The 20,443-nt window shown below is 69.7% G+C and carries 20 protein-coding genes and 1 pseudogene; 10 read left to right on the forward strand and 11 right to left on the reverse strand.

Annotation, left to right across the window (positions count from 1 at the left end; all coding sequences use genetic code 11):
• Positions 1-23: 23 nt before the first annotated feature.
• Positions 24-464: pseudogene (locus MFF54_RS27810) on the reverse strand (Ig-like domain-containing protein); the annotation flags it as partial.
• On the opposite strand from MFF54_RS27810, the gene MFF54_RS14975 reads away from it, so the two are divergent.
• Positions 354-788 (forward strand): hypothetical protein, encoded by a 435-nt coding sequence (locus MFF54_RS14975; protein WP_238303659.1) that lies wholly within the window; start codon positions 354-356, stop codon positions 786-788. The pseudogene MFF54_RS27810 and the gene MFF54_RS14975 sit on opposite strands and share 111 nt — an antisense overlap.
• A gap of 489 nt (positions 789-1,277) precedes the next feature.
• Here MFF54_RS14975 and MFF54_RS14980 read toward each other — a convergent pair whose 3' ends face one another.
• On the reverse strand, positions 1,278-1,877 hold the full coding sequence (locus MFF54_RS14980; RefSeq protein WP_238303660.1) for a hypothetical protein: 600 nt from the start codon (positions 1,875-1,877) through the stop codon (positions 1,278-1,280).
• 213 nt (positions 1,878-2,090) lie between these two features.
• On the opposite strand from MFF54_RS14980, the gene MFF54_RS14985 reads away from it, so the two are divergent.
• Positions 2,091-2,405, forward strand: coding sequence for a hypothetical protein (locus MFF54_RS14985; protein WP_238303661.1), 315 nt, complete (start codon positions 2,091-2,093; stop codon positions 2,403-2,405).
• A 39-nt stretch (positions 2,406-2,444) separates the two neighbouring features.
• On the opposite strand, the gene MFF54_RS14990 is transcribed toward MFF54_RS14985, so the two are convergent.
• Positions 2,445-2,675, reverse strand: coding sequence for a hypothetical protein (locus MFF54_RS14990; RefSeq protein WP_238303662.1), 231 nt, complete (start codon positions 2,673-2,675; stop codon positions 2,445-2,447).
• A 404-nt stretch (positions 2,676-3,079) separates the two neighbouring features.
• Here MFF54_RS14990 and MFF54_RS14995 point away from each other — a divergent pair, with 404 nt between their 5' ends.
• The gene (locus MFF54_RS14995) at positions 3,080-4,126 is read left to right on the forward strand and encodes a LysR family transcriptional regulator (RefSeq protein ID WP_238303663.1); all 1,047 of its coding nucleotides are present in this window, start codon (positions 3,080-3,082) and stop codon (positions 4,124-4,126) included.
• A gap of 152 nt (positions 4,127-4,278) precedes the next feature.
• Complete coding sequence (locus MFF54_RS15000) at positions 4,279-5,274, forward strand: helix-turn-helix domain-containing protein (RefSeq protein ID WP_238303664.1); 996 nt, start codon at positions 4,279-4,281, stop codon at positions 5,272-5,274.
• A gap of 53 nt (positions 5,275-5,327) precedes the next feature.
• Here the strand turns inward: MFF54_RS15000 and MFF54_RS15005 are convergent, their stop codons facing one another.
• Positions 5,328-6,065, reverse strand: coding sequence for a Crp/Fnr family transcriptional regulator (locus MFF54_RS15005; RefSeq protein WP_238303665.1), 738 nt, complete (start codon positions 6,063-6,065; stop codon positions 5,328-5,330).
• 102 nt (positions 6,066-6,167) lie between these two features.
• Positions 6,168-7,235: a hypothetical protein gene (locus tag MFF54_RS15010; RefSeq protein ID WP_238303666.1), complete on the reverse strand. Its 1,068-nt coding sequence runs from the start codon at positions 7,233-7,235 to the stop codon at positions 6,168-6,170.
• Positions 7,236-7,444: 209 nt separating this feature from the next.
• Here MFF54_RS15010 and MFF54_RS15015 point away from each other — a divergent pair, with 209 nt between their 5' ends.
• Positions 7,445-10,207, forward strand: a complete 2,763-nt coding sequence (locus MFF54_RS15015; RefSeq protein WP_238303667.1) for a PAS domain-containing hybrid sensor histidine kinase/response regulator — start codon at positions 7,445-7,447, stop codon at positions 10,205-10,207.
• On the opposite strand, the gene MFF54_RS15020 is transcribed toward MFF54_RS15015, so the two are convergent.
• Positions 10,204-11,412, reverse strand: coding sequence for a lytic murein transglycosylase (locus tag MFF54_RS15020; protein WP_238303668.1), 1,209 nt, complete (start codon positions 11,410-11,412; stop codon positions 10,204-10,206). The two genes, MFF54_RS15015 and MFF54_RS15020, sit on opposite strands and share 4 nt — an antisense overlap.
• A 3-nt stretch (positions 11,413-11,415) precedes the next feature.
• Positions 11,416-12,405 (reverse strand): UDP-glucose 4-epimerase GalE, encoded by a 990-nt coding sequence (gene galE, locus MFF54_RS15025; protein WP_238303669.1) that lies wholly within the window; start codon positions 12,403-12,405, stop codon positions 11,416-11,418.
• 167 nt (positions 12,406-12,572) lie between these two features.
• Between galE and galU the strand changes: the two genes are divergently transcribed.
• Positions 12,573-13,439, forward strand: coding sequence for a UTP--glucose-1-phosphate uridylyltransferase GalU (gene galU, locus MFF54_RS15030; RefSeq protein ID WP_238303670.1), 867 nt, complete (start codon positions 12,573-12,575; stop codon positions 13,437-13,439).
• A 283-nt stretch (positions 13,440-13,722) separates the two neighbouring features.
• Here galU and MFF54_RS15035 read toward each other — a convergent pair whose 3' ends face one another.
• On the reverse strand, positions 13,723-14,622 hold the full coding sequence (locus tag MFF54_RS15035) for an N-formylglutamate amidohydrolase (protein WP_238303686.1): 900 nt from the start codon (positions 14,620-14,622) through the stop codon (positions 13,723-13,725).
• Between the two features lie 231 nt (positions 14,623-14,853).
• Here MFF54_RS15035 and cpdR point away from each other — a divergent pair, with 231 nt between their 5' ends.
• The 4 genes from cpdR (at position 14,854) to MFF54_RS15055 (ending at position 17,034) form a co-directional block, all read left to right on the forward strand.
• Complete coding sequence (cpdR, locus tag MFF54_RS15040; RefSeq protein WP_238303671.1) at positions 14,854-15,210, forward strand: cell cycle two-component system response regulator CpdR; 357 nt, start codon at positions 14,854-14,856, stop codon at positions 15,208-15,210.
• A 101-nt stretch (positions 15,211-15,311) separates the two neighbouring features.
• Positions 15,312-15,581 carry a glutaredoxin 3 gene (gene grxC / locus MFF54_RS15045; protein WP_238303672.1) on the forward strand — a complete coding sequence of 90 codons (270 nt, stop codon included), beginning with the start codon at positions 15,312-15,314 and terminating at the stop codon, positions 15,579-15,581.
• Positions 15,574-16,431, forward strand: coding sequence for a carbon-nitrogen hydrolase family protein (locus MFF54_RS15050; RefSeq protein WP_238303673.1), 858 nt, complete (start codon positions 15,574-15,576; stop codon positions 16,429-16,431). The genes grxC and MFF54_RS15050 overlap by 8 nt, the downstream gene beginning before the upstream one ends.
• 150 nt (positions 16,432-16,581) lie before the next feature.
• Positions 16,582-17,034, forward strand: a complete 453-nt coding sequence (locus MFF54_RS15055) for a DUF1178 family protein (RefSeq protein WP_238303674.1) — start codon at positions 16,582-16,584, stop codon at positions 17,032-17,034.
• Here the strand turns inward: MFF54_RS15055 and MFF54_RS15060 are convergent.
• The 3 genes from MFF54_RS15060 to paoC form a co-directional block, all read right to left on the reverse strand.
• Positions 16,991-17,512 carry a disulfide bond formation protein B gene (locus MFF54_RS15060; protein WP_370880265.1) on the reverse strand — a complete coding sequence of 174 codons (522 nt, stop codon included), beginning with the start codon at positions 17,510-17,512 and terminating at the stop codon, positions 16,991-16,993. The genes MFF54_RS15055 and MFF54_RS15060 overlap by 44 nt on opposite strands.
• On the reverse strand, positions 17,509-18,090 hold the full coding sequence (locus MFF54_RS15065; protein ID WP_238303675.1) for a YqaA family protein: 582 nt from the start codon (positions 18,088-18,090) through the stop codon (positions 17,509-17,511). Before MFF54_RS15065 ends, MFF54_RS15060 begins: the two co-directional genes overlap by 4 nt.
• A 131-nt stretch (positions 18,091-18,221) precedes the next feature.
• On the reverse strand, positions 18,222-20,441 hold the full coding sequence (paoC, locus tag MFF54_RS15070; protein ID WP_238303676.1) for an aldehyde oxidoreductase molybdenum-binding subunit PaoC: 2,220 nt from the start codon (positions 20,439-20,441) through the stop codon (positions 18,222-18,224).
• Positions 20,442-20,443: the final 2 nt, after the last annotated feature.

A 20,443-nucleotide genomic window follows, 5' to 3' on the forward strand; every position in this document is an offset into this window, starting at 1 on the left:
ACATTGCCGCTGAGATCCGTCGCCCGCGCCGTCAGGCTGTAGGTGCCATCAGCGAGCGGTAGGATGGGCGTGAAGCTGTAGGCACCGTTCGCGCCCGCCGCCGCGGTGCCGAGCGCCGTGGTGCCGTTGGAGATCGTTACGGTCGAGCCGATCTCGGCGGTGCCGGTCAGCGTCGGCGTATTATCCGCGGTGGCGGCGGTTCCCGCACTCAGCGTCGGCGCGAGCGGAGCCGTCACGTCGGTGGTGACCACGTCGTCGATCGCGAAGCGGACGCCGATATTCACGTCGAGAACGTCGCGCGCGAAGACCCGAACCTCGGTGAGGTTCTGCCATTGGGTGTCGAAGGAAATCGCTTGGTCACCGATGCTGAGGAGGTTGCCGACCTCCTGCGAGATGACCGGGACCCCGTTCCGGTATCCGACGAAGAAGGTGTTGCCGAGAACGGAGACGTCCCGGTCGATCACGAGGCTGTTGAGATTGAAGGCGGTGCCCGAGGCCTGCGCGATCGACAGATAGCCGCCGGTCGCGTTCAAATCGAGCACGGCGTCGCCGAGCAGTTCGCGCTGCACGTTCAGCGTGCCTGTGGTTGCGCCTGCATTCGTGCGGAGTGCGTAGACATAGCCGCCGATGGTCAGCGGGTTTTCCGAAACGCCGACTGCGTCGTCGAATGTCTGCCTCGCTATCAGCAATCCCCCAAGAGCTCCGGCACGCCCCGCAACAGTGCGCCGAAGATGGTGATCGATCCAGCGCCAAGCATCCGATATTCTAAATCGCCTGCTAAACGTTGATCCATGCGCAGCAACTGGCGCAAGACATCGGACCTCGACAGCAACGCTGACGGAAAGATCTTTTTCACGAGGAAGATGGAACCTGTATGGGCCGTTTGTCACAGACACCGAAGATCAGCGGTGCGATGGCCAGCGCTGCGCATCCGGCTCGGATTCGGAGCGCGGCGCAACCGCACGGGCGGCTGTGCGGCGCGCGATCCGAGCAAGGCCCAGATCACGTAGCACTCAATCAGATGTTTCGAATGCGGTCGGAGCGCTGTGCACGCGCGGAGGGGATGATGCGCGCGTGCCTTCCGCGCTGCCATCCAGCGTTCTGGGTGACGCGTAGCGGCGTGGGAGCTGTCCGCCCTGGTCGTGTGAATGCTCTGCCGAGCCGGGAAAGGACGAGGTCTCTCCCCATCGTGGGGCGCGAAGGGGCCTGACCCGGAGGCCTCGCCCAGGTAGTCCTTCGTTGCCGGGACGGCCGAGCGCCGCTCTCGCGCACAGGCCTCAGTTCAGGCCGTGCGCGCTCGCCACCCCGGCCCGGCGCGCGATCACGCGCCCGACCTCCAGCAGGAACATGTCGACGAGGAGCCTGAGCGAGGCGCTTCCGTCCTCATCGACCGCGTCGCGTGCACCGAGCGCGTGGCGCGCCGCGCGCTCGAGGGCGGAGGGCGTCGACGCTTCCGATCCATCCGGTTCCGGAGGCGGCATCTTCCGGTGGGTGATGTCGATGAGGACGCCGTGGCCGTGCGCCGGCACGCCCTGCAGCGCCGGATAGACCCGGCCGTGGTTGAGCAGCCAGCGGACGCCCTCGGGTGTCCAGACGCGGTATTCGAGGACGACTAGACCGCATTCGCGGTTCATCCGCTCCATCGCCGAGAGGAGTGCCGGGCGATCCGCCAGCAGGACGCGGCGGGCGAGCACCTCCGCGCGGAGTTCGGTATCGGCAAGGTCCGGGGCACCCGTGAGAAACACGGCGGCGCCCGAATCGAGGATGTGGCGATCGTCGCACCGCCACATCCATGTCCCGACGACCGCGGCGCTCTCGGCCTGCATGCCGTACGCGCCGACCGGTCCTGCGGCGCCCTCCCGGGTCCGACCTCGCATCCGCGCTCTCCCGATGATCCGCGACAGCGCCGTGCAGGTGTGCTGTCGATCAACTCGCTGTTACAATCCGAAATAGACCTCACGCAGAAAGGACGTTCTGCGTACTAGATCCGCCTTGCCCGAGGCGGTGGTCCACGCGATGCCTCGCCAGAGCAAGTCCGGCCACGGTCTGTCCGTCCGTTCGGCCACGATCCATCGCAGCGAGGGTTGCACGTGTTCGAAACCGATGATCCGCGACCGTCGGAACCGTCCAGGACCTCGAAGTTCAGTAACGAGCGTTCGTCCGTCCACTCCCTGCCCGCGGCTGCGCAGCGCACCCTGGACGACGTGGCGGAGGCGCTCGGCCTCGCGACCGAACTTCTCGGCCGCATCGATCCGGGCGCGCCGGACCGGGACATCGCGGCCGTCAGCCTCGCCGAGGCGTCGGCTCTGCTGCAGGCCTTTATCCGCATCGAGGATCCGGCGACGCGCCAGCGCTGCCTCGCCTTCGTGCAGGCCGCCGCCGCGCAGGTGCAGGGCCGCGGCTAGCCTGACACCGGCCAGCGGCGCCCAGCGCCGTCGCCGGCCTCATCGGGCAGGGTGCCAGCGATACCGCGCCTGCGCGGCGCGGCCGGCGGGGCGCCGGGCGCGCCGTCGGCGCGTGCGGTGGAGATAGACGAGCATTGCGGTCCCGGCCGTCAGCGCGCTCGCCCCGAAGGGGGCGGCCGCGACGGCGAGGACGGCGCCGCAGGCCGGCCAGAGGACGGCGGCGGTCAGAATACCGCCGAACCAAGCGGCGGACGCGTAGAGCAACACCATCGAAGCCTCTCACGCAGTTATCTTGAGTTGCGTGGAGACAACGTGGTGGGTCATACAAAGAGAACCGCGATTTCTGGAAAGCTGTTTCCCGTGCTTTTCCGTGAGCGATCGCGGTGCAGGGCCGCACACCGGTCGCGCTCCGGACGTCTGCGGCCGGAGCGGTCAAGTACACTCAGGCGGACATACAGCTTCCGCGCTATATGAAAACTGACAGTTTCGATACGCGATCTTGGCATATTGAACACAGGACAATGCTGGACTTCGTTTACCACAAGTCTGCGCCCTCCGGTAATCAACCTGTCGAGATGCTTGAATGATCCCCCAAAAACTCTACCTCTGGTTGCGGTCGATGAGAGGGCGGATCGCGCCCGCACGACCGGGGCCAGGGAGTGCTTGGGGCGACGATGCCACATCCTCAGGTTTTGCGCGACATTGCCCTCTTCGTCGAGGTCGCCAAGCGGCAGAGTTTCAGCCAGGCGGCCGCCGCGCTCGACATGCCGGTCTCCTCACTGTCCCGCCGCATCACGCAATTCGAGACCGCGATCGGCCTGCGCCTCCTCGACAGGACAACGCGCAAGATAGCCCTGACAGCCTATGGTGAGGCCTATCTCGCCCAGGCGACGCGGGTCGTCGAGGAAGCGCAGCGCAGTTTCGACGAGCTGGTCGCACAGGCCAAGGGGCCGACCGGCTTCATCAAGCTCGCGGTGCCGATGGATTACTGGGCGGTGCGGCACCTCTCGGAGATCGTTTCCGCCTTCACCCAGCAGCACGAGCACGTCCACGTGCATCTCGATCTGCGCGCGAGCGAGGTCGATCTCGTGCGGGAGAACTACGACCTCGCCATCTCTACCGAGACGCCGCGGGAGGCCTCCCTCATCGTGCGCAAGGTTGCCGTCATCGAGAACGGCCTGTTCGGCGCGCCGTCCTATTTTCAGGCCCACGGACGCCCAGAACATCCGGGCGACCTCGCCCGTTACGAGATCCTGATGCCCACCGCGGCCGAGAGCACGACGTGGCAGTTCCGGCGCGGCACCGAGACCGTACCGGTCACCGTGAGCGGTCGCGTCTCCTGCAACAGCCTCAGCGTCGCACGGCGCCTCGCGATCACCGGGCGCGGCATCGCCGCGGTGAGCGTGGTCAATGTCGAGCGCGACCTCGACCGGGGCCGCCTCGAACCCGTCCTGCCCGGCTGGAGCATCCCGCCGACCAGCGTCTACATCGTGACGACGTCGCGCCTGATCCCGGCCAAGGTCCGCCGCTTCATCGACTTCCTGACGCAGAGCCTGAGCGCACTCTTCGCCGAGGTACCGAGCCTCGCTGACAGGATCGCGCCTCCGGGCACCGCCGGGATCCGCGAGGCGACCATGGGCGCGCAGGGCTGGCCGCCTGCCGGGCGGCCTCGGCGCGCGGTCGGCGCCGCATCGTGCCGGACCGCATCCCGGAGCGACTGACGACATCGAGCCCACAGCGTCGACCGGACGCCGCCCCGGTGGGTCGCAAAGCGGAACCTTGCCTGTCCACTCGGCCGGTGCGTAGTCTCTCGGCGCCGGAACAGACTGCCCGGCCTCGACAGGCCACGCGCATCAGCCCCCGTGCAGACCCCATGCAGACCCTGTCCTTCAGTACATCCGGGCTGTCCGACGACCAGGCGTTCTCGGAATGGCGCGACCTGCTCGCCCCGATGGTCCGCGTCGAGCGCGCGCGGGGCGGCCTCGCACCGCGGGGCAATCTCACCTGTACCCTGCTCGGCGAGATCCTGTTCAGCCGCATGACGTTCAACGCCCAGCTCATGATCCGCGACCGCATCTGTGCGGACGGGACGCCCGATCACGTCACGACGATGCTCTACCCGGTCGGCGGCCTTGAGGGCGATCTCGCGGGCGAGGCGGTCTCCCGCCAGCCGACCCGGATCATGGCCGTCGACATGGCCAAGCAGATGTTCATGCGGAGCCATCCGTCGAGCGCGTACGGCCTGACGATCCCGAAGACGCTGCTCGCGGGCATCGATCTGCGCGCCCTGCCGGTCCGGTTCGATCCGGAGCGCAATCGCCTGCTCGTCGCCCGGCTCAATGCCCTGTCTCGGAGCACGCAGCGTTCGGAGACCGTCGAGGCTCCCGTGCTCGAAGAGGAGCTCGTCGCCTTCGTTCGGCGCCTCCTCGACCGGTCGCGATGCCGCGACGTCCTTCAGGGCGCGGAGCTCGACGCGAGCGTTGTCGAGCTGGCCGAGCGGATGATCGAGCGATACCTGCCCGTTCTCGAGATCTCGCCGGCCTTCATCGCGGAACGGCTGGGCATCTCGCGCTCCACGCTCTACCGCGCGTTCGAACGGACCGGCGGCGTCATGCAACGGGTGTGGGAGTTGCGGCTCGACGGGATCCGGGCGGCGCTCGACGACCCCTTCGAGATCCGCTCGCTTGAGGCGCTGGCCCTCGCCCACGGATTCAAGTCGGTGGCACACATGAGCCGGAGCTTCCGGTTGCGGTTCGGCGAATCGCCGGGCGCGTGGCGCCGCGAGCGGATGCAGCAGGAGAAGGCCGCCTCGCGAGCCGACAGGGGTCTGGCGCACAGCTGGTACGATCGCCTCGGCCATGCGGCCTGACCTCGGGCCATCGCGAACCGTCTCACCGCAATCCCGTACCATCGCGCCGGACGCTATGCGTTCGCACTGAGATGCGCGCCGTCGCGTTCGAGGTGCAGGTAGTTGGGATTGAACAGGGCCGCCTTCCGCAGAGCCGCGAGGTCCGGAACCGTGAGCTGCCGTCCCTTGAGGATGATCAGACCGGCTGCGCGCATCTCCTTGAGGGTGCGGTTCACGTGCACGCTCGTCAGCCCCGTCGCGTCCGCGAGCTCGAGCTGCGTGATCGGGAACGCACAGGTGTTGCCGTCCGTCAGGCCGATGGCGCGCAGCCGGATGAACAGCTCGCAGAACAGGTGTGCCAACCGTTCAAGGGCCGTGCGGCGACCGAGATTGACGGTCCATTCGCGCTGGATGGCGGCATTCACCAGAGTCTCCCACCACAGGGCGCGCGTGATCCGGGGGTGGCGGTCCATCAGGCCGAGCAGCACCTCCCGCGGGACCTGGACGAGCCGTACGGGCGTGATCGCAGCGATCGCGTGATCCATTTCCCGCAGGATGAAGACGTGCAGGTCGCACAGGTCCCCCGGCACGAAGAAGGACATGATCTGTCGACGGCCATCTTCGAGCTGCTTGTAACGGCTGGCCCAGCCGTCCAGGAACAGGTTGACGTGCTCCGGACTGTCGCCCTCCCGGATGATGTCAGCACCGGGCTCGAGCAGGCGGACCGTCCGGGACAATCCCTGCAGGACGGCCTTGTCGTCGTCCGAGAGGCGCGTGAAGTGTTCGAGCTTTCTGATCAGGTGGTGCAGCATGCTCTCCCCTGCGCGCACCTGCACCGGAGCGCGCCCGCACGATCGCGGTGGCAACATAGGCGGGACTTCACACAGGTGAGCGCCGGCCGCTGCGCGTGGGGCTCAGCGATGCCCGATCCACGGCAGCGCGAGGACGAGGTACCGCCTCCCGTCCGCCTCCGTCCGAGCCTCGCGCAGGACGGGCGGACCGAAGCCCGGCACCCCCGAGAGGGCGGCGATCACGGCTCCCTCGTCCGACGCCGTCACGTTCATCTCGGCGCCCGCCGCGTTGAGGCGGAGCGCCGAGGCCGAGGCGGTATCCGGCAGGGCGGCCGCGAGCGCGTCCCAGGTCCGCGCGATGGACGGGGCGCGCCCGGCAAGCAGCGCCGCACGGCTCGCCTGGATTGGGGCCGGCACCACCGGGCCCGCCGCCCGCCGGGCAGTGACGAAGGCCTCCTCGAGAGTGGCGAGCGTCGATACCTGATGCTGCCGGAAGCCCCAGAAAGCTGTGAGCAGCAGCAGGCCGGCACCGATCAGCAGGCCGAGGTTCCGGCCCGCAGAACCGGGAAGTGCGCGGTAGCCACCAGTCAGCAGATCGACCGGCATCGTGCGCGCCTCATCCGACCCGACCGTGACGGGACCGGGGGCGAGACCGCACCGGCGGAGGCCCTCCAGCAGGGGGTCCAGCCGCGTCCGCTTCAGCACGATGTGGCGCACGCGCAGGGTACGCGCCTCGGCGTCCTCACCCTCCACGAACCAGTCGCCATAGACGGAGTCCGGCCGGAACGGCGTGGTCGCCTCAAGTTCCTGCTCCAGAACCGCACGCATCCGGGGCAGGGCGGCGCTCGGCAGGACGAGGGTGCGGGCAAAGCAGCAATCCGGATCGACCACGACCTTGGCCGCGAAACCGGACTGGCCGCCGCGGATCGCGAGAAGCTGCTCCGCGAAGTCGTCGGCCTGCGCGTCCAGCCGGTAGGAGCGGGGCCGCCCGGCGCGGTGATCGGTCAGGATCAGGCCGCTCGCGCCCGCCCCGCCGATTCGGATCGTGAAGGGGAGGAGCGCGCGGTCGACCCGCACCTCGCGCAAGCCGAGACGATGCGCGGAGGCGTCGATGGCCTCCCGCAGGAAAGCGGCGCCCGCGCTCGGGAGCCTGGCGACGCGGGCCGATATCGCGGTCTGGGTGGCACCCACGGGACAAGCCTCTCCCTCACGGCGCGGCTCGGGAGAACTCTGTTAAGGCCACGGCGTTTGTGTGGGCTTAACGGCGTGCGGGCCACGCTGGCGTCGAAGCCGCGCTTCCGGCAGAAGCCCCATATGGTACCCTGCGCCAATTCCGACGCCGGTCCGATGGCAGACCGCGGCGCCCGGCATACCCCCCGATCCCGGGGGGCGGCTTGCCCATGACGCCCCGCGAAAGCAGCATCGCGGCCGACGTCCCGCTGCGGCACGCCCTCGACGAGGCGGAGACCCGTCTGCTGCGGGCCCAGGAGGCAGGCGGCATCGGCCTGTTCTCGGTGGGGATCGCGGACGGCATCCTCCGGCCGACCCCGCATTTCTGCCGCCTCTACGGCATGCCCGAGGCGGCGAGCTTCCCGGCGACGGCCTTCGAGCGGCTCGTCATCCCCGCGGACGAACACCTGATCTCGACGGCAGACAGCCGCCGCAGCGGCGAGGCCCCGCGCGACGTCGAGTACCGCATCCGCCGGCCCGACACCGGCGAGATCCGCTGGATCGCCCGCAAGGGCGAGATCGAGCGCGACACGGACGGGCGCCCGCTCCGCTTCAACGGGGTCGCCCGCGACGTCACCGAGCAGCGCGCGGCCCGCGATGCCCTGCTGGAGCGCGAGGAGCGCTACCGGGCCCTGTTCGAGGCGATCGACGACGGCTTCTGCATCATCGAGTTCATCGACGGGCCGCATGGCCCCTTCGGCGACTACGTCCATGTGGAGGCCAATCCCGGCTACGAGCGCCATACCGGTATCTCCGGCATCGTCGGCCGCCGGCTCCGCGACATGGTGGGCGAGGAGGCCGACGGCTGGGCCGAGCTCTACGGCGGCGTGCTGCGAACCGGCGTGCCGATCCGGTTCGAACGCTTCTTCGTGGCGGCCGACCGCCACATCGAGGTCTCCGCCTCGCGCATCGAGCCCGCGAACCGGCGTCAGGTCTCGGTGCTGTTCCGGGACGTCACCGCACGCAAGCGCGCCGAGGCGGCGCTCCGGGACAGCGAGGAGCAGTTCCGCGTCCTCGCCCAGACCGTGCCGAACCAGGTGTGGGCGGCGCGTCCGGACGGGCACCTGCACTGGTTCAACGAGCGGGTCTACGCCTATGCGGGGCTGGACCTACACGCGGTCGCGGGCACGGACCCGTGGGGGCGAATCGTACATCCGGACGACCTCCCGGCCGCTTCTGCCGCCTGGACGCGCGCGCTTGCCGCCGGGACGGCCTACGATACCGAGTTCCGCCTCCGCCGCGCCGACGGCGCGTGGCGCTGGTTCCAGGTCGAGGCCGCGCCCGTGCGGGATGCGGGCGGTGCAATCACGGGCTGGGTCGGCACCAATACCGACATCGACGAGCGCAGGCGTCGCGCCGTCGAGCTCGAGCGGCAGGTCGCCGAGCGGACCGCCGACCGCAACGCGCTCTGGCAGCTCTCGCGCGACCTGATGCTGCGCTGCACCTTCGAGGGCACGATCACGGCCGTGAACCCGGCCTGGACCGAGATGCTCGGCTGGCGCGAGAACGAACTCCTCGGCAAAAGCCTGTTCGACCTAGTCCATCCGGACGATCTCGCCAGCACCCTGGCGGGTGCGCAAGAACTCCGGGAGGGCACCTCGCACGCGCGCTTCGACAACCGCTTCCGCGCGCGCGACGGCAGCTACCGCTGGATCATGTGGTCGACCCGGCCGAGCGATGGGATGATCAACGCGGTTGGGCGCGACTTCACCGCCGAGCGCGCGCAGGCCGAGACGCTGGCCCGGACGGAGGAGGCCCTGCGGCAGTCGCAGAAGATGGAGGCGGTGGGCCAGCTCACGGGCGGCCTCGCGCACGACTTCAACAACATGCTGGCGGGCATCGTCGGCTCTCTCGAACTGATGCAGACCCGCCTGCTCCAGGGCCGCGTCGGCGATCTGGAGCGCTACATCGGAGCCGCGCAGGGCGCGGCCAAGCGCGCGGCGGCGCTCACCCACCGCCTGCTCGCCTTCTCGCGCCGGCAGACCCTCGCGCCCCGGCCGACCAACCTGAACCGGCTGGTCGAGAGCATGGTCGAACTCGTGCGGCGCACGGTCGGGCCCTCGGTCACCGTGGAGACGGTCGGCGCGGGCGGTCTCTGGGCGACCCTGATCGACCCGGGCCAGCTCGAGAACGCGTTGCTGAACCTCTGCATCAACGCCCGCGACGCCATGCCGGAGGGCGGGCGCATCGTGGTCGAGACGGCCAACCGCTGGCTCGACGACCGCGCCGCCCGCGAGCGCGACCTGGATCCGGGCCAGTACGTCGCGCTCTGCGTGTCGGACAACGGCACCGGCATGACGCCCGACGTCGCCGCCAGGGCTTTCGATCCGTTCTTCACGACCAAGCCGATGGGGGAGGGCACGGGGCTCGGCCTCTCGATGATCTACGGTTTCGTGCGCCAGTCCGGCGGTCAGGTGCGGATCTACTCGGAGGTCGGGGCCGGCACGATGGTCTGCCTCTACCTGCCCCGCTATCTCGGCGCGGCGGAGGACGCCGAGCCGCTCCCGGATCTCGCCGAGGCGGGACGTGCGCGGGCCGGCGAAACCGTGCTGGTGGTGGATGACGAGCCGACCGTGCGCATGCTCGTCACCGAGGTTCTGGAGGATCTCGGCTACGCGGCCATCGAGGCGGCCGACGCCGCGGCCGGCCTGAAGGTGCTGCGCTCGGACGTGCGCATCGATCTCCTGATCAGCGATGTCGGCCTGCCGGGCGGCATGAACGGGCGGCAGATGGTGGATGCGGCGCGGGTCGGCCGGCCGGACCTGAAGGTCCTGTTCATCACGGGCTACGCCGAGAACGCCGCGCTGAACCACGGCCATCTCGCACCCGGCATGCAGGTGCTGACCAAACCCTTCGCGCTGGACACCCTGGCAAATCGGATCCGCGGCCTGATCGAGGGAGAGGACCCTGGACGCCCGATCGATCCCGGCTAACGCCGCGCGCGCAGGTGCTCCAGTACGGCCGGCGTCGCGTAGCCGTCGGCGGTGAGCCCCTCGCGGATCTGGTAGCGGCGCAGGGCTTCGCGCAGCTTCGGACCGGCGCGCCCGTCGGCCTCCGCGTCATAGAAGCCTTCCGCCCTCAACCCGGTCTGCAGAGCCCTCAGCCCGGCTTGGTCCAGCCGCGCCGCAGCACTCGGCCAGGGGGCGGTGAGAGCCGGGGCGCCCGCGAGCCGGTCGGCGAGGCGGCCGACCGCGAGCGCGTAGGCATCCGAGGTGTTGTAGGCCCGGACCACCTCGAAATTGTCGGTGATCAGGAAGGCCGGGCCGCCCACACCGCCCGGCAGGAACAGGCTGGCCCGGCCCGCGGCCGGCAGGGCCGAGCCGTCGATGCGCCGGACGCCGGCGCGCGCGAAATCCGAGAGGTCGCCCGCGTAGCGCTTCAGATCGAAGCCCGGCGGCAGGGCGACGGCATAGCCCCAGGACAGGTCGGGGTTCCAGCCGAGAGCCTTCAGGTAGGCGGCGATCGAGGCGAGCGCGTCCGCCTCGCTCGTCCAGATATCGCGGTGCCCATCGCCGTCGAAATCGACCGCGTGGCGCAGGTAGGTCGAGGGGAGGAACTGCACCTGTCCCATGGCGCCGGCCCAGCTCCCCTTCATGCCGGACGGGGCGATGTCGCCGCGCTCCAAGATGGCGAGCGCGTCGAGGAGCTCGTTGCGGAAAAGGTCTCCCCGATGCCGGGCCTGCGCGAGCGTGGCGAGCGCGCGGATCGTCGGCACGCTGCCGCCACTCGCGCCGAAGTCGGACTCGACGCCCCAGAACGACAGCACGATCCAGCGCGGCACGCCGTAGCGGGCCTCGATCGCGTCGAGCGTCGCGGTGAGCGCCCGCGCGCGGGCCTGCCCGCGGGCGATGCGCCCGGCCGAGACGGCGCCGACGAGGTAGTCCCAGACCGGGCGGCCGAACTCGCCCTGGCGACGCGTGCGCGCCAGGACGGCCGGGTCAGGCCCCGTTACCCCCGCGAAGGCGGCCGCGAACGTCGCGCGCGAGACGCCGCGCGCCTCCGCTTCCGGCCGCAGCGCCGCCACGAAGGCCCCGAAAGAGGCCGGATCGGCGTGGCCCGGCTTGGTGTCCTGCGCGGCGGCCGGCACCGCCGAGACGGCGAGCCCGAGCGCCAGCGCGGCGAGGATCCGCGGCCGCACGCCTCAGATCCGGTTGCGCTTGGCGAGGTGATCCTCCCAGGCGAGGGCTTGGCGCACGATGCCTTCGAGGTCGTCGTGGCGCGGCACCCAGCCCAGTTCCGCTCGGATCCGCTCGGAGCCCGCCACGATCCGGGCCGGGTCGCCCGCCCGGCGAGGGCTGAGCCGGACGGTGAAATCCCGGCCCGAGATGCGCCTGACCACGTCCACCACCTCCAGCACCGAGTAGCCGCGGCCGTAGCCGCAATTGAGCGTCAGGCTCGCGCCGCCGTTGCGCAGGTGGTCGAGGGCGACGCGGTGCGCCTCCGCAAGGTCCGAGACCTGGATGTAGTCGCGCAGGCAGGATCCGTCCGGCGTCGGGTAATCGGTCCCGAACACCTCCATGTGGCTGCGCTGACCGAGTGCGGCCTGGGTTGCGACCTTGATCAGATGGGTGGCATTCGGCGTCGACTGGCCTGAACGGCCCCGCGGGTCGGCGCCCGCGACGTTGAAGTAGCGCAGGATGACGTAGCTGAAGCCGTGCGCGCGGGCCGCGTCCTCGATCATCCACTCGCTCATCAGCTTCGAGCGGCCGTAGGGATTGATCGGCTTGGTCTCCAGCGTCTCCGGCACGGGCACGGTCGCCGGCTCGCCGTAGACGGCGGCCGTCGAGGAGAAGATCACGTGCCGGATCCCGCTCTTGACGGCGGTCTCGATCAGGGCGCGGGTCTTCACGGTGTTGGCGAGATAGTAGCCCAGCGGATCGGCCACCGAGTCCGGCACCACGATCCTGGCGGCGAAGTGGGCGAGCGCGTCGCAGCCATAGGTCCGGATCGTCTCGGCGACGCGGTCGGGGTCCGCCACGTCCCCGACGACCAGCCGGACCTCGGGCGGGAGGAGCCAGTCGTACCCAGTGGAGAGGTCGTCGAGCACGACCACGTCCTGCCCGGCATCGACGAGGGCCAGCACCATGTGACTGCCGATGTAGCCGGCACCGCCCGTGACCAGAACCGTCATCGCCCCGTTCTCCCGCCGCGGTGTTCCGGGTCCTCAACCCTTTCGGGGTGAAGCTTCGCCGTCCGCGCGTCAATAAGGCTTGATGGCGTAAAAGTCGTGCTATCTCTTCGGACGTCCGCCCCGCGGACCCATGATTGCGCTGTCCCGTCTACGATCAGGTTCCGACGATGAAACCAATCCGCAAGGCCGTCCTTCCCGTCGCCGGACTCGGCACGCGCTTCCTGCCGGCCACCAAGGCGGTGCCGAAGGAGATGCTCACGGTCGTGGATCGCCCCGTGGTGCAGCACGTGGTCGACGAGGCGCGGGAAGCCGGCATCGAGCACTTCATCTTCGTCACCGGCCGCGGCAAGGCGGTGATCGAGGACCATTTCGACATCGCCTACGAGCTCGACCGCACGCTGCAGGAGCGGAACAAGCTGGCCGCCTACGAGGAGCTGAAGAAGGACCTGCCCAAGGCCGGCCAGACCAGCTTCACCCGTCAGCAGGCGCCGCTCGGTCTCGGCCACGCAGTGTGGTGCGCGCGTGAGATCGTCGGCGACGAACCCTTCGCGGTGCTGCTGCCGGACATGCTGAGCCGGGGCTGCATGGGCCAGATGCTCGCGGCCTACGAGCGTCACGGCGGCAACGTCATCGCGGTGGAGGAGGTGAAGCCCGAGGAAACCCACCAGTACGGCATCGTCAGTGTGGGCGAGACCTTCGGGCAGACGTTCGAGATCACCGGCATGGTCGAGAAGCCGAAGCAGGGCACCGCGCCGTCGAACTTCATCATATCGGGCCGCTACATCCTGCAGCCGGAGATCTTCGCGATCCTGGAGAAGGGCGAGACGGGCGCGGGCGGCGAGATCCAGCTCACCGACGCGATGATCAAGCTGATGGGCGAGCAGGACTTCTACGGCATGCGCTACGAGGGCCGGACCTACGATACCGGTTCGAAGATCGGCTTCCTGACCGCCAACCTCGCCTACGGGCTTGAGCGTCCGGATCTCGCCGGCCCGCTGAAGGCCGAGATCGAGCGCCTGCTCGGCAAGGCCTGAGCGCCGGCCCGCACGCGGCGAGGGGCAGGACTGTGGGACGCGATCGATGGACGCGCTCACGTCTTTGCAACGCACGCGGCCGAGCTATGCGCGGGAGGCGCGTCGTGAGCGCCGAATTGGTCTTGCGTTTTGTGCGTCGCACTTTACTTTGTGCATTGCGAGATCGCGATGGCGTCGCGGTCCCGCAGCCCTTCTTGGGCGTTTCCTCCCTAGACTTCGGGCCGCTCCTTCGGGAGTGGCCTTTTTTCTTTGTCGCGGGCCTGTCCGGGACCGCCCCCCGCTGCTATTCAGCCGCGATGCGCTGCGGCGAGAGATCGCCGATATCTCCGGCCACCTCCGCGACGATGTCCTGCAGGGCCTCGGCCAGCGCCCCGAAGCCCGGCGTCACGGCGAGACTCGCCTCGTTCATGTAGAGGCCGCGGTTGATCTCGATCTGCAACGCATGCCGGGCGAGGTTCGGCTCGCCGTAATGCTCGGTGATGAAGCCGCCCGCGTAGGGCTTGTTGCGCACGACGACGAAGCCGCGCGACCGGAACGCCGCCTCGACCCGCTCGGTCAGCAGCGGCGCGCAAGCGGTGCCGAAGCGGTCGCCCAGCACGATATCGGCCTTCGGATCGGCCTCGCGCCCGAGACTCGACGAGGGCATCGAGTGGCAATCGATCAGGATGCACTGCCCGAAGGTGCGGGCCGTGCGCTGGATCAGTGCGCGCAACGCCCGATGGTAGGGCTTGTAGAGCCGCTCGATGCGCTCGACCGCCTCCTCGACGTCGAGGCGCCCGCCGTAGATCTCCTGCCCGTCCGCCACGACGCGCGGCACTGTGCCGAGACCTCCCGCGACCCGCATCGAGCGCGTGTTGGCGAAGGGCGGCAGGCGGCCCGAGAACATGCGCGGGTCGAGCTCGTAGGGCTCGCGGTTCACGTCGAGATAGGCGCGGGGGAAATTCGCCCTGAGGAGCGGTGCGCCCATGGGCACGACGCAGCCGAAGAGCCGGTCGACATAGGCGTCCTCGGAGCGCCGCAGGGCGAGCGGCTGCAGCCGGGAGGCGGCCAGGAAGGCCGGGGGATAGATCGCGCCGGAATGCCCCGTGTTGAAGACGAAGGGCAGGCTGTGCTGCGCCGGCTCGTCGACCGCGAAGGGGGGCACGAAGCCCAGGACGTCGGCGGGGTCCGGGGAGGGCAGCATCATCGTGGCGGGTGAGCCCCAGCAGATCGGCCAGTCGGCATCGGCACAGTGTGGGGCGCCACCGCCGCCCTGTCCACCGTAGTGCGAGACAGGCGCCGGGGCGTCGGCTGTGGCGCCCGCGCGGCGGTGCGCCACGTCACACGGGCGCATCCGAGAATCCTAACGCCTTGTTTACCACCGGCTCCCTTTATGAAATGAACACGTGCGACTCGAAGGGTTCGGAACCGTCCGATGAAGATCCTGCTGGCGGAAGACGACAACGACATGCGGCGCTTCCTGGCCAAGGCGTTGCAGAACGCCGGCTACGACGTGCTGTCCTACGACAACGGTCTCTCGGCATACAACCGCCTGCGCGAGGAGCCGTTCGAGCTGCTCCTCACCGACATCGTGATGCCGGAAATGGACGGAATCGAGCTGGCGCGCCGCGCCACCGAGCTCGACCCCGACATCAAGGTGATGTTCATCACCGGCTTCGCGGCCGTGGCCCTGAACCCGGACTCGAAGGCCCCGAAGGACGCCAAGGTCCTGTCGAAGCCCTTCCACCTGCGCGACCTCGTCAACGAGGTAGAGAAGCTGCTGGCCGCCTGAGCGGCCCAGCCCCCGCTCCGCGGCGGGGCCGTGGCCGCCGCACCATAGGCAGGCCGCCGCGCGCCGCCTTATATGGGCGTGTTCAAACGCAGGACGCCCCCATGCAGCCGGTCACGATCTACACCACGGCTTGGTGCCCCTACTGCTCGGCGGCCAAGAGCCTGCTGAAGGAGAAGGGCGTCGCCTTCCAGGAAATCGACGTCGAGAAGAGTTCGGGCGCCCGTGCCACGATGGTGCAGCGGGCCGGTGGTCGTACCAGCGTGCCGCAGATCTTCGTCGGCGAGACGCATGTCGGCGGCTGCGACGACCTCTACGCGCTCGAGCGCGGCGGCAAGCTGGACCCGCTCCTGAAGGACGCGGCCGATGCCTGAGGCCCGGACTTTCGTCGCCGCCTGCGTGCAGATGCGTTCGGGCCGCGAGATGCTGGCGAACCGCGACGCGGCCGTCGCCGGCGTGCGCGAGGCGGTCGCCGCCGGCGCGCAGTACGTCCAGACACCCGAGATGACCTCTCTGGTCGAGCGCAGCCGCGAGCGTCTGTTCGCGGTCGTGACCGAGCAGGACGCCGACCCGACGCTCGCCGCGCTCCGCGAGACCGCGCGCGAGACCGGGTCCGTGGTGCAGATCGGCTCGCTGGCGATCCGCAACGGGGACAAGGTCGCCAACCGGGCCTTCCTGATCGGCCCCGACGGCGAGATCCTGGCTGCCTACGACAAGCTTCACCTCTACGACGTCGACCTGCCGAACGGCGAGCGCTGGCGGGAATCCGCGACCTACACGGGCGGCGCCTGCGCGGTGGTGGCGGAGATGCCCTGGGCCGCGATCGGGCTCGGCATCTGCTACGATATCCGCTTCCCCGCCCTGTTCCGGGCGCTGGCCGAGGCCGGCGCCGACGTGCTGACCGCACCCGCCTGCTTCACCCAGCAGACCGGCGAGGCGCACTGGCACGTGCTGCATCGGGCGCGGGCCATCGAGACCGGCTCCTTCATGATCTCGGCCGCGCAGGGCGGGCGCCACGAGGACGGGCGCGACACCTACGGCCACTCGATCATCGTCGATCCCTGGGGCCGCGTGCTGGCGGATGCCGGCGGAGCGGAGCCCGGGATCATCCTGGCCGAGATCGATCTCGCCCGCGTCGCCGACGCGCGGGCGCGGATCCCGACCCTGCAACACGCCAAGCCCTTCCGGGTGGAGCGGGTGGGCGCCGGGGATACCATCGGCTAGTCGCGGCGCGCCCTCCTCGCCGCGGCACCTCGAACGAAAGGGGAGGCGATCCGGGAAACGGCGGCACGGCCAGCGTTGCGGCCTGGACCCATTGCAGCCGCCCTCAAGAACCGCCACGTCTGATCACCGATCCCGTCACGCCAAACCGTCATGATCCGCTACGCCCTCGTCTGCGAGGCCGGCCACGAGTTCGAGAGCTGGTTCCCGTCCTCCGAATCCTACGACGATCAGGTCGTCCGCGGCCTCGTCGCCTGCCCGATCTGCGACACGCCGAAGGTGGGCAAGGCCCTGATGGCGCCGCGGCTCGCGCGCACCGACCGTGCCCCCGCAGCCGTCGCGCCACCCGCGCAGGATGCCACCGTCCCGATGATCTCCGAGCCGGAGCGGCAGATGCGCGCGATGCTGCGGGCCTTCCGGGCGCACGTGATCGCGAACTCGGAAGCCGTGGGCCCGCGCTTCGCCGAGGAGGCGCGCAAGATCCACTACGGCGAGAGCGAGGAGCGCTCGATCCACGGGCAGGCGAGCCCCGAGGAGGCGCGCGCCTTGATCGAGGAGGGGATCAGCGTCGCGGCGCTGCCGCCCGTGCCCGACGACCGGAACTGAGCGCAGCTTTTCCCGCGACCGAGGCGAGCACGAAGGCGATCACGGCGTTCCAGCCCGCGAGCGAGATCCCGACGATGCGCAGAGCCGCGGTCGAGCAGTCTGTCACCCGCGTGATCGCCAGGGCGTCGCGGAAGCTGCCGAGATCCGCAGGGTTGGCCGAGCCCCCACCGCAATCGGTCGGCCCGGGCCAGAAGCCCCACTCGGCACCCGCATGGTAGACGCCGAGACCCGCGCCGTAGAGCAGGCCGGCCGCGGCGAGGCCGAGGGCTAGGCGCGCGAGCCGCTCGGGCAAGAACAGGCCGGCCAGCGCCAGCGGGATCGCCGCGTAGTAGGGCAGGCGCTCGGTCAGGCAGAGCTTGCACGGGCTGTAGCCGTAGACGTGCTCCAGCACGAGCGCAGCGCCGACGGTCAGCACGGAGCCGATCAGGACGGCCAGCGCCGCCCGCTTCAGACGCAACAGAGCGATCTCGTCGATCACAGGACCACCTTGAACAGGACGAAGCCGAGGACGATCACGGCGACCGAGATCGCCGCGACCGCGTTGAGGTGCCGGTCGAGCACGCCGCGGATCTGCACGCCGTAGCGGCCGAGAAGCGCCGCCAGCAGGAAGAAGCGCGCGCCACGGGTGAGGATCGACAGGACCGTGAACCAGAACAGGCTGTAATGGGCAAAGCCTGAAGTGATGGTCACGAGCTTGTAGGGGATCGGGGTCAGGCCTTTCAGGAGGATCACCCAGTGCCCGTAGGCGGCGTAGGATTCCTGAAAGGTCGCGGCCGAGTTCTGAAGGCCGTAGATCTTGATCAGCCATTGCCCGAGGGAGTCGAACAGCAGCGCGCCGATGGCGTAGCCGACGAGACCGCCGAGCACGGATGCCACGGTGGTGATCGTAGCGTAGAACCACACGCGGTCCGGGCGGCTCACCGCCATCGGCACGAGCATCACGTCGGGCGGGACAGGGAAGAATGAACTCTCGGCGAAAGCGACGGCGCCGAGCGCCCAGGGCGCTGACGGCTTTCCGCTGAGCGCGAGTATCCACTCGTAGAGGCGGCGGATCATGCAGGTCCGGGATCGTACGGTCGGGAGAGCGCGGCTCTTTGAGCACAGCCGCGCGGCCGATGCCAGCGGGCATCGGCAGTATTCCCGGCCGGCCCCATAACGACGATGGGAACCGGCCGGAGAGGGATGCGTCAGGCCGCGTCTGGCATCCGTTCGAGCAGCTTGTCGAGGGTGAGAGGATAGTCCCGCACCCGGATGCCGGTGGCGTTGTAGATCGCGTTCGCGACCGCCGCGCCGACGCCGCAGATGCCGAGTTCGCCCACGCCCTTCGCCTTCATCGGCGACGACATCGGGTCGACCTCATCGAGGAAGATCACCTCCTGGTGCGGGATATCGGCGTGGACCGGGACCTCGTAGCCGGCGAGATCGTGGTTGACGAAGAAGCCGCGGCGCGTGTCGACCGAGAGCTTCTCCATCAGCGCCGCGCCGGTCCCCATCACCATCCCGCCGATGACTTGGCTGCGGGCGGATTTCGGGTTGAGGATGCGACCGGCCGCGCAGACGCACAGCATCCGCCGCACGCGGACCTCCGCGGTGTCGACATCGACCGCGACCTCGACGAAATGGGCGCCGAAGGTCGATTGCTGCTGCTGCTCGGTGAGCTTGCCGAACTCGATCATGTCCTCGGCCGCGATCGCGCCGTCCCGTACCGCCTCGGTGAGCGGCACGGCGCGGTTGCCCGAGCGGACCTGCCCGTCCTCGAACACCGCGTCGGTCGCGTTGAAACCGAGGCGTTGCGCAACACTCTCGCGCAATTTCACGCAGGCGGCGTAGACGCCCGCGGTCGCAGAATTCGCGCCGAACTGCCCACCGGACCCGGAGGAGACCGGAAAGTCCGAGTCGCCCAGCCGCACCGTCACCTGTTCCAGCGGCACGCCCATCATCTCGGCCGCCGTCTGCGCGATGATGGTGTAGCTGCCGGTGCCGATATCGGTCATGTCGGTCTCGACGATGACCGTGCCCGTTCCGTCCAGACGAACCCGGGCGCCGGACTTCATCACGAGGTTGTTGCGGAAGGCCGCGGCCATCCCCATTCCGACGAGCCAGCGCCCCTCCCGGACGGCGCCGGGCCGCGCATCGCGGCGGGACCAGCCGAACCGCTCGGCGCCGAGCCGCAGACAACCGACGAGGTCGCGGTGGGAGAAGGGCCGCTCCGGGTCGTTCGGATCGACCTGGGTGTCGTTGCGGACGCGGAACTCCACCGGGTCGAGACCGAGCTTCTCCGCCATCTCGTCCATGGCGACCTCGAGCACCATCAGGCCCGGCGCCTCGCCGGGCGCCCGCATGGCGTTGCCCTCGGGCAGGTCCAACTCCGCGAGCTTCATCGCGGTGAGCCGGTTCGCGCCCGCGTAGAGGAGCTTGGTCTGGCTCACCGCCGTCTCGGGGCTGCCCTCTGGCAAGTTGCCGGACGTGCTCTCGTGGGCGATCGCCGTGATCGTTCCGTCCGCGGTGGCGCCGATGCGCACGCGCTGGATCGTGGCCGGCCGATGGGTGGTGTTGTTGGCGATGAGGGGGCGCGTCAGCGCGACCTTGACCGGGCGTCCGGCCGCCTTGGCGCCCAGCGCCGCGAGGATCGCGTCGGCGCGCACGAAGAGCTTGCCGCCGAAGCCGCCGCCCACGTAGGGCGCGTCCAGACGGACCTTCTCTTTCGGCAGGCCCAGCATCTTGGCGATGCTGCCGTGGCCCCAGCCGATCATCTGGTTGGAGGTCCAGAGCGTGAGCCGGTCGCCTTCCCAGGCCGCCAGCGTCGCGTGCGGCTCCATCATGGCGTGGCTCTCGTCGGCCGTCGTGTAGCGCGCGTCGAGGGTGACGGGCGCCTGCGCGAAGGCCGCCTCGAAGTCGCCGATACGCTCCTCGCCGTTCCCGCCGCTGCCCTCGCCGCTGTCGGCGGGCACGGGCTGGGCCGACTTGGCCGCGGCGGCGAGATCGAAGCGACCCTCTTCCGGTGCGTAGTCGACCCTCACCAGAAAGGCGGCCGCACGGGCCTGCTCGAAGGTGTCCGCCACCACCACGGCGATGGCCTGATGGTAGTGCTGGATCACATCGCCGCCGAAAATGTAGGCGACGTTCATCACGCCGCGCTTGATGCGGGGCGTGTCGAGCGTCGTCACGACCGCCAGCACGCCGGGCGCCTTCAGCGCCTCCGCCGTGTCGATGGCCGTGACGCGGCCCTTGGGGATGCTCGAGCCCAGCACGTAGCCGTAGGCTTGGTTCGCCACGACGTCGTGGCGCTCGTAGGCGTAGGGCGCGGTGCCGGTGGTCTTGTACTTGCCGTCGATGCGGTCGGTCGCTTGGCCCACAACCTTGAGCCGGTCGATCGGGTTCGGGCCCGCGGGGGTATCGAACTTCATGG

It is taken from the genome of Methylobacterium gregans (genome assembly GCF_022179245.1).
Taxonomy (GTDB): domain Bacteria; phylum Pseudomonadota; class Alphaproteobacteria; order Rhizobiales; family Beijerinckiaceae; genus Methylobacterium; species Methylobacterium gregans.

What these genes read in the sequence shown, in the direction of transcription:
- MFF54_RS15015 (WP_238303667.1), top strand. Translation starts at nt 7,445, where the DNA reads ATGACGCCCCGCGAAAGCAGCATCGCGGCCGACGTCCCGCTGCGGCAC.
- galE (WP_238303669.1), bottom strand. Translation starts at nt 12,405, where the DNA reads ATGACGGTTCTGGTCACGGGCGGTGCCGGCTACATCGGCAGTCACATG.
- MFF54_RS15055 (WP_238303674.1), top strand. Translation starts at nt 16,582, where the DNA reads ATGATCCGCTACGCCCTCGTCTGCGAGGCCGGCCACGAGTTCGAGAGC.
- MFF54_RS15000 (WP_238303664.1), top strand. Translation starts at nt 4,279, where the DNA reads ATGCAGACCCTGTCCTTCAGTACATCCGGGCTGTCCGACGACCAGGCG.
- MFF54_RS14980 (WP_238303660.1), bottom strand. Translation starts at nt 1,877, where the DNA reads ATGCGAGGTCGGACCCGGGAGGGCGCCGCAGGACCGGTCGGCGCGTAC.
- MFF54_RS14995 (WP_238303663.1), top strand. Translation starts at nt 3,080, where the DNA reads ATGCCACATCCTCAGGTTTTGCGCGACATTGCCCTCTTCGTCGAGGTC.
- MFF54_RS15065 (WP_238303675.1), bottom strand. Translation starts at nt 18,090, where the DNA reads ATGATCCGCCGCCTCTACGAGTGGATACTCGCGCTCAGCGGAAAGCCG.
- MFF54_RS15050 (WP_238303673.1), top strand. Translation starts at nt 15,574, where the DNA reads ATGCCTGAGGCCCGGACTTTCGTCGCCGCCTGCGTGCAGATGCGTTCG.
- galU (WP_238303670.1), top strand. Translation starts at nt 12,573, where the DNA reads ATGAAACCAATCCGCAAGGCCGTCCTTCCCGTCGCCGGACTCGGCACG.
- MFF54_RS15005 (WP_238303665.1), bottom strand. Translation starts at nt 6,065, where the DNA reads ATGCTGCACCACCTGATCAGAAAGCTCGAACACTTCACGCGCCTCTCG.
- grxC (WP_238303672.1), top strand. Translation starts at nt 15,312, where the DNA reads ATGCAGCCGGTCACGATCTACACCACGGCTTGGTGCCCCTACTGCTCG.
- MFF54_RS14990 (WP_238303662.1), bottom strand. Translation starts at nt 2,675, where the DNA reads ATGGTGTTGCTCTACGCGTCCGCCGCTTGGTTCGGCGGTATTCTGACC.
- MFF54_RS15035 (WP_238303686.1), bottom strand. Translation starts at nt 14,622, where the DNA reads ATGCTGCCCTCCCCGGACCCCGCCGACGTCCTGGGCTTCGTGCCCCCC.
- paoC (WP_238303676.1), bottom strand. Translation starts at nt 20,441, where the DNA reads ATGAAGTTCGATACCCCCGCGGGCCCGAACCCGATCGACCGGCTCAAG.
- cpdR (WP_238303671.1), top strand. Translation starts at nt 14,854, where the DNA reads ATGAAGATCCTGCTGGCGGAAGACGACAACGACATGCGGCGCTTCCTG.